We start from the raw sequence: 14,221 nt of genomic DNA on the forward strand, positions 1-14,221 counted from the left end.
CAATCATTAAAACCAGCGAAATTTGCTCAATTAATGGAAGAATTAAAACCAATTGCAAAAGCAGTTAATAAAGAAATTTAATGATATTTTCTTACAAGAAATATCATAGGCAGAGAACATTATAAATTATTTGCAAAAAAATAAATATTTTCTTGCATTTATATACGTTTGTCTATATAATACAAAATGTATGTTAGAGTTAAAGGGGGGAATCATTCATGGCAAAGACAGTAGTAAGAGAAAATGAATCTTTAGATGATGCATTACGTCGTTTTAAAAGACAAGTATCTAGAACAGGTACCCTTGCTGAAGCTCGTAAAAGAGAATTCTATGTTAAACCAGGTTTAAAAAGAAAATTAAAATCTGAAGCTGCAAGAAAAAACAATAAAAAAAGATAAAAAATGAACCTACAGGTTAACCTGTAGGTTTTTTTTATTCATAGGTATCATATTGTTTCTTTGTTTCTAATTCTATCATTTTAAAAAGTAGACAATCCATGTTTTTAGCTATCTTTTGATCAATGTGAAAATGACCAAAGTACCAATGCTTATAATCAGTAATTTTTTCTATGAGTTCTAAAAATTCTATTAAAGTCATATCACCTTTTACCGGTATTTGATCCATTTGATAGATGACACTTTTAGGACAAGTATGGGTTAATATGTAGTCGACATGGAAATGATGCTTTTCTAAATTAAAATAAGCTTCATCATAATCTTGGTGACGAGGCAATTCGTCTTCCCACCAGTTATAATTTTTTATTCCCATGTGTCGGGTAATTGAAAAGGCACCTCCCATAGTAAAAAATGTTTTTTGATCAATAGTAAAAATCTGTCCTCGTATCAAGTGATAGATATTGCTTTTTAATTGGTGAACTTTTCCACCATTCCAATAAGTAACAGGTAATTGATTCAAATAGCTAAAGTTTTCATGATTACCATCAATGAAGCATATGGTATAAGGTAAAGTAGAAAGATAGTCTAAAAAATCATGCTCTGCTTGATTATTTTTAAACAAATATCCAAAATCACCGAGAATAATCAAAATATCCCCTTTTTTTAAATAACGATTAAATGCTACAAAACGATCTTGATGACCGTGGGTATCACCGGTTATATATATCATAATGCCTCCTACATAATTTTTTTACCTTGATGAAAAATAGGATAATATACATATTTTTTATCATTTTTTTTTATCTTCTTTTGTTTTTTGATCAAGCATGATGAGATCGTGAGCTACACCTCGATTACATAGAAATGAAAATAAAGCAAAATTAATTTTCTCAAAATTTTCTCCTGTGTCATAACCATTTTTTACAACAACACACAAATCAATATCACTTTCTTGATGTGGTTTTCCATAGGCATATGAGCCAAATAAATAAGCTTCATCAATAAAAGGAAAAGACTTTAATATTTTTAAAATATCATTTTTATTGTTTATAAATTGATTTTCCATAATAAGACCTCTTTGTTTGTATTATATCATAAAAAATTATTAATATGAAATAAAATTATTAGTAGTAGATAAATGATTTATATGTCTAAATATGATTTTCTAATCATAGAATATATCGGTGGTATCAATGATTTATATTCAACACAATCGTATTTTAATTAAGTATTATCAGTCAATTATTACTTTAGAAGACTGTTTATTAGAAATAAAAATGAATGATTCAATTATAAAGATAATGGGTCAAGATTTACAAATTCAATATTATAGTTTTGATGAAATACTCGTTCGTGGTCAATTAAAACAAATTATTTTTACATGAAATTAGGCTATGATGAGATTGTTGTAACAACAGATCATATTGATGACCTGTTGTTACAAATGAAAGAAAAACATATATCTCTTTATTCCTTAAGAAAGATTGACCATCAAGTTTATCGTTTTTATACTCCCATTTATCAACGTCATAAAGTTAAAGCATGTCATCTTAGTATTAAAAGAAGTATAGGTGTGTTTCATTATTTGTTGTTGCTTGTAAAAGGAGACTACCTTTTTTTAACATTATCTTTTATTCTTACTTTAATGATCTTGCCTTCATTTATATTAAAAATAAAAATTGATGGTCCTAATCATCAGTTAAATCAACGCTTATCTTCTTATTTAGATAAACAAAATATAACAATTCTAAAAAAACAAATGAGTTATAGTCAAATAGATCATCTTTACGAACTTATTAAAGATGACTATCTTAAAGAGATAGATTATTTAAATATATATCAAAACGGGTGTGTATTTCATATTCGCTATAGTCAAGCGATTACTAGTCAAAAGGTAAAAGAAAAATATTGTAATATTGTTTCTAAATGTGATGCAATAGTACAAAGTATAGAGGTGGCTCAAGGAAATATTTTAGTTAAGGTTAATGATTATGTAAAAAAAGGTGATATTTTAATTAGTAATGAAATTGAATCGACAGATGGCAAGATTCAAATGATTCCTACTTATGGTATAATTAAAGGATATACTTATCATATTTATACATCTAGTATTGATTTAAAACGATTAAAGAAAGAAGATGGGTTTAGTTATTTATTATTTAAGACAAGAATGCAAATACCAGCAAATGCAAAAATCGATAAAGAAAAAGTTTTATCTTATGATATAATAGGGAAGAAATTAGTATTAAAGATGTATTATGTTTTTATTGAAGAGATATCAGTTGAGGAGAAATAAATGAAAAGTATTATTAAGCTAGAAGAGTATAATATTGAAAATTTAGCTAATTTAAGCGGGAGTCAAGATGAAAATTTAACAATGTTAGAAGAATCTTTAGATGTGACTATATCACTTCGTGGCGATGAATTGATGATAAATGGAACTGAAGAAAAGATTCAAGAAGTAAAACAAATTGTTCAAGCATTAATGAAACTGATTAAAAAGGGAGTGACTCTTTCTAAAAGGGACATCGTTTATGCTATAAAATTAGCTCATAAAGGAAATTTAGAGCAAATGCCGGATTTATATAATATTAAAATAGCAAAGACAAGTAGTGGAAAGATGATCTATCCTAAAACAATGGGGCAAAAAGCTTATTACCATGCTTTAAAAAATAATGATGTTGTTTTTGGGATTGGTCCAGCAGGAACTGGTAAAACTTATTTAGCTGTTGTTTTTGCGGTAGATGCTTTAAAAAATAATCGTGTAAAGAAAATAGTACTTACAAGACCGGCAGTAGAAGCAGGAGAAAGCTTAGGTTTTTTACCAGGCGATTTAAAGGAAAAAGTAGATCCATATTTACGTCCTTTATATGATGCACTCCATGATATGTTAGGGGTAGAACAAACTGAAAGATTAATTGAAAAGGGGATTATTGAAATTGCGCCTTTAGCCTATATGCGTGGAAGAACGTTAGAAGATGCCTATGTTATTTTAGATGAAGCCCAAAATACAACGGATAATCAAATGAAAATGTTTTTAACACGTTTAGGATTTCACTCTAAGATGATTGTTACTGGAGATGTCACACAAATTGATTTACCTCGAGGAGTACGTTCAGGATTAATTAACGCCATTGATATTTTAGAAGGAGTTAAAGGAATTTCTTTTATTCGTTTGAGCGCAATGGATGTAGTTAGACATCCTGTTGTTCAAAGAATAATAGAAAGATATGAAGGTAAAGATGAATAAATTATTAATTATAGAGGATGATGTTTCAATTAATAAGATTATCTCTTATGAATTGAAACAAAAAGAATATCAAGTAGATAGTTTATATGATGGTAAAGATGCAGTATCAACAATTTTATCTCAAGAATATGATTTAGTATTAGTTGATTGGATGTTACCAGTAAAAGATGGAATTACTATTATTAAAGAAGCAAGGAACCAAGGTTATATTAAACCTATTATTTTATTAACAGCGAGAAGTGAACAAGATGATATTATTAAAGGTCTAGAGGCTGGGGCAGATGATTATCTTACAAAGCCTTTTCAATCTGCTGTTTTAATAGCACGAATTGAAGCTCATTTAAGAAGATTTCATAAACATTTTAGAGGTATGCTAGAATTTGAAGATGTAAAAATGGATTTAAACAAGCATGAAACTTATGTTGGTGATAAAAATGTTGTTTTGACCAAAGTTGAATACGATGTATTAAAAATGTTTCTTGAACATAAAGAGGAAGCAATTTCTCGTGAAACGTTACTTAAGTCTATATGGGGATTTAAATATGATGGGGATACACGTATTGTTGATGTTCATATTTTTAAATTGAAAAGTAAGCTTAAGGAATCCCAGGTATCTTTTTTATCAGTGAGAGGAGTTGGCTATAAGTTGGTGAAAAAAGATGGGTAAACTATATTGGAAAATTATTTTATGTGGCTTTATTGCTTTTGTTTTATCGGTTGTTGATTTCAGGTACAGTCCAGCCTATATATTAGGACTTTTAGCTGCTATTTTAATTATTGTTTATGGTGAAAAGACGAGATTTGAAAGTTCTTTAAAACAATATCGACGTGAAATGGATCATGAACTAAAAGAAGTGGCAGGAGAAAACAAATTTCATTATAAAGTTTTAAATCATTTAATTAAAACAATGAATTTACCAATGATTTTTATTGATAAAGATGGCATTATCATTTTTACTAATCAAAGTTTTAGAAATGCTTTTCAAATAGAACATTTAAGAGGAAAAAAATATAAAGATATTTTTACAGGACAGTTACTCAATGTTGTTGAACAAAGCTATGTTTTTGAAAGAAAATGGAATTCAGTAGTTTGTATTGAAAATAAATATTATCAAATAGATACAACGCCTGTATTTAGAGATAAGGTTGTATTTGATGGTTCAATTATCTTATTTACTGATGTTTCTCAAATGAAAGAAATTGAAAAAATGCAAAAACAGTTTTTTTCAGATATTTCTCACGAATTAAAAACACCCATGTCTGCGATTATTGGTAGCGTAGAAATTTTAAGAAAAGATGGCATGAAATCTAAAGAAACATTTGATGAATTTTCGCATATCTTATTAAAAGAAAGTTATCGTATGCAAAATATCATTAATGATATTTTAGAGTTATCAAGGTTGGAACAACCTCAAGTAAAAATCAAGCCTACTTGGGTCAATATTAATTCATTGATAAAAGAAAGCATGGAGTTATTTGATCCTCTAGCAAAAGAAAAACAAATTTCCCTTATTTATCAAAATGATATTAAAGAAGATATTTTAATTGATTATTCAACTGTAAAAACAATCCTTAATAACTTATTATCTAACGCTATTAAGTATTCTAATGGTGGGGTTGTTAATCTAAAAACAAAAATTAAAAATAATCAGTTTGTTTTTATTATACAAGATGAAGGAATAGGTATTTCTAAAAGGGAAATCCCATTGATATTTGATCGCTTTTATCAAGTTGATCGTGCAAGAAGTTCAAAGATATCAACAGGTTTAGGATTAAGTATTGTTAAGAGAATTGTTGAACTTAATAAGGGAACAATTGATGTGGAAAGTGAACTTGGGATAGGCTCTACTTTTATTGTTCAAATTCCTTTGGAAAATACCAAAATTTCCCACAATGAGGATATAATTTAGACACATTTTTTTCGTAGTATAAATAGCGTCGTAGAAAGGTATGAAGGTGATAATATGGAAGAAAATAAAAAACCTCATTTAAAAAATATTTCAATTAAAAAAATCTTAAAGATAGTTGTGATTACCGCAATTGTTGCTTCTTTTGCGTTGAATGGCTATGTATTTTATTCGGTTTATACTGGAAATGGAACTGTTTCTAGTAGACAAACAACAGTAAAGGATGTTGATTATGATGTTAAAACGAATGCTACTTCGGTCATTAATAAAGTAAGTGATAGTGTTGTAGGAGTTGTTGTTTATGAAAATTCAACAACGACATCATTATTTGGAGAAAGTTCTTCATCAGATAGTCAAAGTGGTAGCGGTAGTGGTGTTGTTTATGATCAACAAGATGGTTATACATACATCATTACAAATAACCATGTGATTAGTGGTGCTAATAAAATTCAAGTTGTTTTTTCAAATAATGAATATGTAGACGCTAAAGTAGTTGGTTCAGACGAGTATAGTGATGTTGCTATATTGAAATGTAAACCTGATTTTGATGTAACACCAATTAATATAGGAGATTCCAGTTTATTGGATAAAGGAGAAACAGTTTTAGCGATTGGTTCACCTTTAGGTATTGAATATGCTGGGACGGTAACTCAAGGTATTGTTTCGGCTACTGATCGTACAGTATCGGTTGATTTAAATAATGATAATGTTGATGATTGGGATATGAATGTTATTCAAACTGATGCAGCAATTAACCCAGGTAATAGTGGGGGAGCCTTAGTTAATATGAAAGGTGAATTAGTTGGTATTACTTCAATGAAGTTTTCTGATGAATCAGTTGAAGGTATGGGATTTGCAATTCCAATTAATGATGTAATGACTTGTGCAAAACAAATTAGAGAAAATGGTAAAGTTTCACATCCTGTTATTGGTATTAAAGGTGCTTCTTTATCTGATTATTCTTCTTATGATTTACAACGTTATGGCGTACATGTTTCTTGCGATGAAGGAATTTATGTAGCTCAAGTTGTAAGTGGTGGTGCAGCAAGTAAGGCAGGCATTAAAGAAGGCGATGTCATTGTTAAACTTGATGATCAAAAGATTACAACGTATAAATCTTTCTTAACTGCACTTTATTCTAAAAAAGCAGGTGATACAGTAAAAGTGACAGTTAACCGTGATGGCAGTGAAAAAACATTAAGTGTGACTTTATTAGAAAAATAGATGGAAATAAATTCCATCTATTTTTAATTTGTGTATAATATATTTAACTGATGTAAAAAGGAAGTAAGAAGATGAAAATAGGAATTTTTGATTCAGGAATAGGTGGTTTATCAGTTTTGCATCAGGCATTAAAAATAATGCCTGAGCATCAATATATATATTATGCAGATGAGAAAAATGTTCCTTATGGTGAAAAAACAAAAGAACAAGTGATAGGTTATGTTGATGAAATTATTCAATTTATGATTGATCATGGAGTTGAAGCTATTGTTATTGCTTGTAATACAGCAACAAGTGCGGCTGTAAAAATAATGAGAGAAAAATATACTATTCCTATTATTGGAATGGAACCGGCTGTTAAAAAAGCAATTGATTTATATGGTGACTATCGGGTTCTTGTATGTGCTACACCTATTACGGTAAATGGAAAAAAGATGCATGATTTAGTGGACCGAGTTGATAAGAAAAATCTTGTAGATTTAGTGGCTTTACCTCAGTTGGTGAGATTTGCTGAAAAACAAGAGTTTGATAGTGAAGCAGTGAAAAACTATTTAAAAGAAGAATTATCATGCTTTGATTTAAGTCAATACCATTCATTGGTTTTAGGATGTACCCATTTTAATTATTTTAAAGATAGTTTTCGAGCAGTATTACCTTTACAAATTCACTTTGTAGATGGCAACTTAGGTACTCTTAATCATTTAAAAGAATATATTAATGCTAACAGTCTTTTACCTGGTGTAGAATACTATTATTCTGGACAAAAAGTAGAGGGTAAAGAATTAATGCGAATACAAGCATATTTAGATCGTTTGGATCGAATGATCAATATTGAATAGGAGAATAAACATGGTTAAAGCAATATTTTTTGATATCGATGGAACATTAGTTAGTTTTAAGACGCATCAAGTAGCAAAGGAAACCTTTGCTACATTAAAAAAGTTAAAAGAAAAAGGATATAAGTTATTTATTGCTACAGGAAGAGGGAAAGATGGTTTAGAAGTTCTTCAGGATTTCCCTTTTGATGGATATATTACTTTAAATGGTCAATATTGTTATAGCAAAGATAAGCTTATTTATGAAAACACAATTAAAAAAGAAGATTTACAAGCATTACTGGATTATTTAAAGGTAAAACCATTTCCATGTGGTTTTACTGAAGAAAATACAAAATACTTTAATATGAGAGATGAAAGAGTGGATGAAATTCATAGAATTACTCATAATGATGATCATCCAGCAGGGGATTGTAGTCAAGTCGTTAATCATAAAGTTTATCAATGTATGTGTTTTGTAGATGAACAAGAAGAAAAAGAATTATTAAAAGTCATGCCTCATTGTATTTCAGCTAGATGGCATCCTCTATTTTGTGATGTTTCACCTATCGGGGGAACAAAACAAAATGGAATAGATCAATTCTTAGCTTATTATGGTATTGATTTGAGTGAAACAATGGCTTTTGGTGATGGTGGTAATGACAAAGAAATGTTAAATCATGTTGCTTTATCAGTAGCGATGGCTAATGGAAATGATGAACTAAAAGCAATAGCTGATTATGTCACTGGAAGTGTTGATGATGATGGTATCACCCAGGCTATGAAACATTTTAATTTAATTTAAGTATAATAAAAGCCCCCTTAGTTAATTTTAACTAAAGAGGCTTTGTTTTTTATTCTATTCTTCAACTTCGATTGCTTCAACAGGGCAAGTTTCAGCAGCTTCTTTACCAGCTTCAACGTCTTCGTTGATTGCTTTTGCTAATCCGTCATCTCCGATTTCAAAAGTTTCAGGAGCAACACCTGTACAAGCACCACAACCGATGCAGTTTTCATTTACTGTAATTTTAGCCATTTTATAATCCTCCTTTATTCTCTATTATATTATATATTAAATATAGTGATAAAGATAGAGAAAAATAAAAAAAGTATGCTATAATGAAAACTGGATGGTGATAATATGGGATACTCTAGAGTTGATAAATATAAAGAATTAAGAGAAGGAATAAAAGATGAAGTTGGTATTTCTCATCAAAATGAAGTGAAAACTGAAAAAGAAGAGGAACCAGATGATTTTTTATCTTTTATGAAAAAAGATGATATAAAAGTGGATACACAAGATCATCATTTTGAAGATACTCTTACTGAAGCTAAAACTTTTGAACAAATGAGGGAAGAAGGTTCAGAAGAATTAGATAAAGCTTTAAAAAGTGTAAAAGAGAATGTTGGTAAAGAAGAACGCTATAATACGAGAATGGATATCTTAAATAAAATTAGAGATCCAGAAAAACAAACAATAAAATTAGATTCAGTTGCTAAGTACTCAACAGAAGAATTTTCTAAAGGAATGTTTATTCATCAAGAAGAAACTCAAGAAGAAGTAGAACCTGAACCTAAAATGACATTATTAGAAAAATTAGCAGCAATGTCACCTAAAGAAGATGCTAAAAAGGCAGAAGCGATTATCAATGAAGAAGTGACTGAAGAAAAAACGGAAGTTCAAGAAGAGTTAGAAGATATCCAAGATGATGAAAATGAAGAGGAAACTTCAGAAGTTTATCAATATGATTTAACTGATAATTTAGAAAATGATTTTGAAGAAGATAATCATAGTGAAAGAGGAAATAAAATAGTAACTATTTTAAATTACGTTATTATTGTTTTAGTTATTATACTGATAGCTCTACTAGGAATGATCGTATATCAAAATTTCTTTTAAACTAAGGAGCGACCTTAGTTTTTTTCAAGGAGGAACAAAATGAAAAATATATCAATTGCTATAGACGGACCAAGTGCAGCTGGGAAAAGTACAATTGCCAAAATGGTTGCAAAAAAGAAAAATTATATTTATATTGATACAGGAGCAATGTATCGTAGCGTAGCGTTATATTGTTTAAATCATCATATAGATTTAAATGATGAAGGTGAAATTAAAAAACATTTAGAAAACATTCATATAAAAATGGATCAAAATAATCATATTTATTTAAATGATGAGGATGTAAGTGAAACAATTAGACAAGATGAAGTTTCTTTAGCAGCAAGTAAAGTATCAATACATCCTAGTGTAAGAAGTTTTTTAGTTGAACAACAAAGAAATATGGCAGCATCTAAAAATGTAATTCTAGATGGACGTGATATTGGAACAGTTGTTTTACCACAAGCAAGTTTAAAAATTTATCAAATTGCAAGTGTTGAAACAAGAGCGTTAAGACGTTTTAAAGAAAATAAAGAACGTGGTATGGATGTTGATTTGGAAACGATAAAAAAAGAAATTGAAGAAAGAGATTATCAAGATATGCATCGTGAGGTTTCACCTTTAAAGAAAGCAGATGATGCTATTGAAATTGATACATCTGATTTATCACTTGATGAAGTTGTTGAACAAGTATTAAAGTTAATTAATAAAGTAGAGGAGGAATAATATGGCTGGAGTTGTCGCAATTGTAGGTCGTGCCAATGTTGGAAAATCAACCATATTTAATCGAATTGTTGGTGAACGTGTTTCTATTGTAGAAGATGTTGCCGGGGTAACAAGAGATCGTATTTATGCAAGTGCATCTTGGCTAACAAAAGAATTTCGCTTAATAGATACTGGAGGAATTGAATTAGAAAATGCTTCTTTCACTACCCAAATTAAAATGCAGGCAGAAATTGCTATTGAAGAAGCGGATTTGATTGTATTTGTTGTAAATGGACGTGAAGGAATTACAAAAGAAGATGAATTTGTTGCACGATTACTTCAAAAATCAAGAAAACCAGTTATTTTAGCGGTTAATAAAATAGATGATCAAGCATTTAAAGATTATATTTATGAGTTTTATGCATTAGGTGTAGGTGATCCAATTCCTGTATCTGGATCTCATGGTATTGGGATTGGTGATTTATTAGATGAAGTAGTTAAACAGTTAGATTCTACTGAACAGGTTTATGATGAAGATGAAATTCGTTTTTCTATTATTGGTAGACCGAATGTAGGAAAATCATCACTTACAAATGCTATTTTAGGAGAAGAACGTGTTATTGTTTCTAATATTGAAGGAACAACACGTGATGCAATTGATACACCTTTTGTTAAGGATGGACAGAAATATTGTGTAGTTGATACTGCCGGAATGCGAAAAAAAGGAAAAGTATATGAAAATATTGAAAAATATTCAATATTAAGAGCTTTAACAGCTATTGAAAAAAGTGATGTTATTTTAATGGTTGTTGATGGTGAAACGGGAATTCGTGATCAAGATAAACATGTTGCAGGATATGCACATGAAGCTGGAAAAGGTGTTATTATTGTTTATAATAAATGGGATTTAGTTGATAAAGATGAAAAAACGATGCAAAAGAAAATGAAAGAAATTCGTAATGAATTTAAATATTTAGATTATGCTAGAATCATTTTTACATCAGCTAAAACAGGACAACGTGTAGATGGGCTTTTCCCATTAATTCAAGAATCGTATGAAAATTCACGCAGAAGAGTTCAAACAAGTGTATTAAATGATGTTTTAGTTGATGCTCAATTGATGAATCCAACAACAACATTTAATGGAGGGCGTTTAAAAATATATTATGCCAATCAGGTAAGTATCGCACCACCAACATTTGTGTTGTTTGTAAATGATCCTCAATATATGCATTTTAGTTATAAACGTTATTTAGAAAATAGATTAAGAGAAGCTTTTGCTTTTGAAGGAACACCAATTCATATTATATGTCGTAAACGTGATTAATAGATTTATGAAAAGAGGAATAGATGATGAGTAAGATAGGAATCTTAGGAACAGGAAGTTGGGCAACTGCCCTTGGACGTGTTCTTCATGATAATGGACATCAAGTTTTATTATATGGAATTGATCAAAATCAAATAGATGATATCAATATGAATCATCAAAACAGTCAATTTTTTGGTGACGTTGTTTTTGAAGAAGGTATTAAAGCAACAAATGATTTAAAGGAAACAATTAAAGATGCACAATACCTTTTAATCACAATTCCTACTCAATTTGTAAAAGATACCTTAAAATTAGTTAAACCTTTATTAGATAAAAAAATAACTATTATTAATGCTTCTAAAGGATTTGACTTAGGAACAAATATGAGAATGTCTGATACTATTCGTAGCGTTTTATCAGAAGATGAAATTGAACCTGTTGTTTCTTTGATAGGACCAAGTCATGCTGAAGAAGTCGCAATTAGAATGCTAACAGCAGTTTGTTCAGTTTCTTTAAATAAGGAATGTGCAAAAAAAGTACAAAGATTATTCTCTAATGAATATTTTAGAGTTTATACTATGTCAGATGAAATCGGTGCTGAATATGGTGTGGCAATGAAAAATGTTATTGCGGTTGCTGCAGGTGTTTTAAGTGGTTTAGGTTATGGTGATAACAGTCGTGCTGCGTTAATTACCAGAGGATTATCTGAGATGGTTCGTTATGGTGTAAAAAAAGGCGGTAAGTTTGAAACTTATTTAGGATTAACAGGTGTAGGTGATTTAATTGTGACTTGCAGTTCTGTTCATTCACGTAATTTTCAAGCCGGCTTAGAAATTGGAAAAACTAATGACGCTAAGACATTTATGAAAAATAATAAAAAAACATGTGAAGGAATTCGTACATGTCGTGTTATTTATGAAGATCAAAAACAATATGATGATATCGAGATGCCGATTACAGAAGCTATTTATCAAGTTCTCTATGAGGGAAAAGAACCTAAAGAGGAAATAAAAAAATTAATGCTTAGAGAACTGAAACCTGAACAATAAATTCATTCATGCATATATTATAGTGGTGATGATATGAATGATAGAGATCGATTTGTAGATCAAGTCAGTCAAAAAACAAATATTAAAAAAGAAGATATTTTTAAACTGGCACAAGATTTACAAACTAAAGATTTAAATAATGAAAATGATTTGAGAAGTTTTATTTATCGGATTGCATCTATGACAAATAAAAAAGTAGATGACAAGACGGTAAATCGTTTAATCATGATGATTAAAAATAAGCAAGTACCACAAGATTTTGATAAAATGATTTAAAAGAAAAATGTTGGTAGATAGGGAAAAATTTGATTGACTTATGACTATTGTTTCTATATAATAGTCATTGCGGTTATGGAAAGGTGATTAATTTGAAGTATAACTTACAGTGGATTATTAAACATAAAGGAACATTTGATTTTGATGAAGAACTTACGTTCCCATCAGAAATGTTTGAAAAATACAATCAAATTAATGGCCTTAAAGACGTAAATGTCTCAGGTACCGGAAATCTTGATACAAGAGATAAGCGATTATATGTTGATTTAAATATTAAAGGTACAATGATTCTTCCATGTGCTCTTACATTAGAAGATATTGATTACCCATTTGATATTAGTTCAACAGAAATATTTTCTTTTGAAAAGCCTGACCCAATGGAAGATGTTCACGAAGTGAAAAAAGATATGGTTGATTTAACACCGGTGGTATTTGAAAACATTATGTTAGAAGTACCAATGAGAGTCGTTAAAGAAGACGCAAATATCCAAGAATCTGGTAAAGGCTGGAAGATATTGGATGGTAATTCTAGTGATAAAGATGAAGAATATATTGATCCTAGATTAGCAAAATTAAAAGAATATTTTAAGTAACAGGAGGATACAAAAATGGCAGTACCATTTAGAAGAGTTTCAAGTACAAGAAGAAACAAAAGAAGAACACATGATAAACTTACAGCACCTACTGTAGTAGTTTGTCCAGAATGCGGTGAATACAAATTATCTCATAGAGTTTGTAAACATTGTGGAACTTACAAAGGTCAAAAAGTATTATAAGAATGTGCGTCTAAAGTGAATAACTTTAGACTTTTTTCTTTTTTATATTGATATAATCTATAAAAAACACAAAATGTGGGCAACTAAGTTGTTCACATTTTTTTATTATTAACTATTGTTTCATAGGGGTGGGTGTTATATAATAGTGGTATGAAGTGGTAATAAATGGGAACAAAGTGTAAGAAAGTGGGTGAAAATCATGTTCATGGGTGAATACAGACACGCTATTGATGCTAAAGGACGTCTGATTATTCCGGCAAAAATTCGTAATGAATGCCAAGGTAGTGTGGTCATAACTCGTGGATTTGATGGATGTCTTGCACTTTATACTAAAGAAGGCTGGGAAGCTTACTATTTAAAACTACAATCACTTCCAAAAAATAAAAAAGAAGTGCGTATGGCGGTTCGTTTTACCATATCTAAAGCATCAGAATGTGAATTTGACAAATTAGGAAGAATTAATATTCCGGCACCTTTAAGAGAACTTGCTTCGCTACAAAAAGATTGTGTAGTTGTTGGAGCAGGTGATCATGCTGAAATTTGGTCACAAGATAAATGGGATGAATATTATGATGAAAACCAAGATGATTATGATGAGATTTTTGAATCATTAGATGGTTTTGAAATATAGGAGAA

The 14,221-nt window shown here is 29.6% G+C and carries 20 protein-coding genes; 17 read left to right on the forward strand and 3 right to left on the reverse strand.

Translation table 11 applies throughout. From position 1 onward, the window contains the following. The first annotated feature begins 218 nt into the window (after positions 1–218). Positions 219–398 (forward strand): 30S ribosomal protein S21, encoded by a 180-nt coding sequence (gene rpsU / locus DW911_RS06650; protein WP_022002829.1) that lies wholly within the window; start codon positions 219–221, stop codon positions 396–398. A 34-nt stretch (positions 399–432) separates the two neighbouring features. On the opposite strand, the gene DW911_RS06655 is transcribed toward rpsU, so the two are convergent. Both DW911_RS06655 and DW911_RS06660 read right to left on the reverse strand, forming a co-directional pair. Then, positions 433–1,125 (reverse strand): metallophosphoesterase family protein, encoded by a 693-nt coding sequence (locus DW911_RS06655; RefSeq protein WP_118432955.1) that lies wholly within the window; start codon positions 1,123–1,125, stop codon positions 433–435. A gap of 60 nt (positions 1,126–1,185) precedes the next feature. Continuing rightward, positions 1,186–1,461: a nucleotidyltransferase domain-containing protein gene (locus tag DW911_RS06660; RefSeq protein ID WP_118607624.1), complete on the reverse strand. Its 276-nt coding sequence runs from the start codon at positions 1,459–1,461 to the stop codon at positions 1,186–1,188. A 127-nt stretch (positions 1,462–1,588) separates the two neighbouring features. On the opposite strand from DW911_RS06660, the gene DW911_RS06665 reads away from it, so the two are divergent. The 8 genes from DW911_RS06665 to DW911_RS06700 all read left to right on the forward strand — a co-directional run bounded on the left by DW911_RS06665 (position 1,589) and on the right by DW911_RS06700 (position 8,396). Then, positions 1,589–1,780 (forward strand): YabP/YqfC family sporulation protein, encoded by a 192-nt coding sequence (locus DW911_RS06665; protein WP_118432953.1) that lies wholly within the window; start codon positions 1,589–1,591, stop codon positions 1,778–1,780. Beyond that, positions 1,777–2,691, forward strand: coding sequence for a sporulation protein YqfD (locus tag DW911_RS06670; RefSeq protein WP_118432952.1), 915 nt, complete (start codon positions 1,777–1,779; stop codon positions 2,689–2,691). The genes DW911_RS06665 and DW911_RS06670 overlap by 4 nt, the downstream gene beginning before the upstream one ends. Next, positions 2,692–3,645 (forward strand): PhoH family protein, encoded by a 954-nt coding sequence (locus DW911_RS06675; RefSeq protein WP_118432951.1) that lies wholly within the window; start codon positions 2,692–2,694, stop codon positions 3,643–3,645. Then, positions 3,638–4,312: a response regulator transcription factor gene (locus DW911_RS06680; RefSeq protein ID WP_118432950.1), complete on the forward strand. Its 675-nt coding sequence runs from the start codon at positions 3,638–3,640 to the stop codon at positions 4,310–4,312. Before DW911_RS06675 ends, DW911_RS06680 begins: the two co-directional genes overlap by 8 nt. Further along, positions 4,305–5,555 carry a sensor histidine kinase gene (locus DW911_RS06685; RefSeq protein ID WP_118432949.1) on the forward strand — a complete coding sequence of 417 codons (1,251 nt, stop codon included), beginning with the start codon at positions 4,305–4,307 and terminating at the stop codon, positions 5,553–5,555. The genes DW911_RS06680 and DW911_RS06685 overlap by 8 nt, the downstream gene beginning before the upstream one ends. A 54-nt stretch (positions 5,556–5,609) precedes the next feature. Next, positions 5,610–6,776, forward strand: coding sequence for a S1C family serine protease (locus DW911_RS06690; RefSeq protein ID WP_118432948.1), 1,167 nt, complete (start codon positions 5,610–5,612; stop codon positions 6,774–6,776). Positions 6,777–6,847: 71 nt separating this feature from the next. After that, positions 6,848–7,615: a glutamate racemase gene (gene murI / locus DW911_RS06695; RefSeq protein WP_118432947.1), complete on the forward strand. Its 768-nt coding sequence runs from the start codon at positions 6,848–6,850 to the stop codon at positions 7,613–7,615. A 10-nt stretch (positions 7,616–7,625) separates the two neighbouring features. Then, positions 7,626–8,396, forward strand: a complete 771-nt coding sequence (locus DW911_RS06700; RefSeq protein ID WP_118432946.1) for a Cof-type HAD-IIB family hydrolase — start codon at positions 7,626–7,628, stop codon at positions 8,394–8,396. 54 nt (positions 8,397–8,450) lie between these two features. Here DW911_RS06700 and DW911_RS06705 read toward each other — a convergent pair whose 3' ends face one another. Continuing rightward, positions 8,451–8,627, reverse strand: a complete 177-nt coding sequence (locus DW911_RS06705; protein WP_118432945.1) for a ferredoxin — start codon at positions 8,625–8,627, stop codon at positions 8,451–8,453. 105 nt (positions 8,628–8,732) lie between these two features. On the opposite strand from DW911_RS06705, the gene DW911_RS06710 reads away from it, so the two are divergent. The 8 genes from DW911_RS06710 to mraZ all read left to right on the forward strand — a co-directional run bounded on the left by DW911_RS06710 (position 8,733) and on the right by mraZ (position 14,216). Then, positions 8,733–9,491, forward strand: coding sequence for a hypothetical protein (locus tag DW911_RS06710; RefSeq protein WP_118432944.1), 759 nt, complete (start codon positions 8,733–8,735; stop codon positions 9,489–9,491). A gap of 39 nt (positions 9,492–9,530) precedes the next feature. Next, positions 9,531–10,196, forward strand: coding sequence for a (d)CMP kinase (cmk, locus tag DW911_RS06715; protein WP_118432943.1), 666 nt, complete (start codon positions 9,531–9,533; stop codon positions 10,194–10,196). Position 10,197: 1 nt separating this feature from the next. Beyond that, positions 10,198–11,502: a ribosome biogenesis GTPase Der gene (der, locus tag DW911_RS06720; protein WP_118432942.1), complete on the forward strand. Its 1,305-nt coding sequence runs from the start codon at positions 10,198–10,200 to the stop codon at positions 11,500–11,502. A 26-nt stretch (positions 11,503–11,528) separates the two neighbouring features. After that, on the forward strand, positions 11,529–12,533 hold the full coding sequence (locus DW911_RS06725; protein ID WP_118432957.1) for an NAD(P)H-dependent glycerol-3-phosphate dehydrogenase: 1,005 nt from the start codon (positions 11,529–11,531) through the stop codon (positions 12,531–12,533). Positions 12,534–12,566: 33 nt separating this feature from the next. Further along, on the forward strand, positions 12,567–12,809 hold the full coding sequence (locus DW911_RS06730) for a stage VI sporulation protein F (RefSeq protein WP_118432941.1): 243 nt from the start codon (positions 12,567–12,569) through the stop codon (positions 12,807–12,809). Positions 12,810–12,892: 83 nt separating this feature from the next. Then, positions 12,893–13,402 carry a YceD family protein gene (locus DW911_RS06735; RefSeq protein ID WP_118607625.1) on the forward strand — a complete coding sequence of 170 codons (510 nt, stop codon included), beginning with the start codon at positions 12,893–12,895 and terminating at the stop codon, positions 13,400–13,402. Positions 13,403–13,417: 15 nt separating this feature from the next. Continuing rightward, positions 13,418–13,585 (forward strand): 50S ribosomal protein L32, encoded by a 168-nt coding sequence (gene rpmF / locus DW911_RS06740; protein ID WP_118432939.1) that lies wholly within the window; start codon positions 13,418–13,420, stop codon positions 13,583–13,585. Between the two features lie 199 nt (positions 13,586–13,784). Further along, positions 13,785–14,216, forward strand: a complete 432-nt coding sequence (gene mraZ, locus DW911_RS06745) for a division/cell wall cluster transcriptional repressor MraZ (RefSeq protein WP_118432938.1) — start codon at positions 13,785–13,787, stop codon at positions 14,214–14,216. Positions 14,217–14,221 lie beyond the last annotated feature (5 nt).

This window comes from Erysipelatoclostridium sp. AM42-17, from assembly GCF_003480255.1.
GTDB lineage: Bacteria > Bacillota_I > Bacilli_A > Erysipelotrichales > Coprobacillaceae > Faecalibacillus.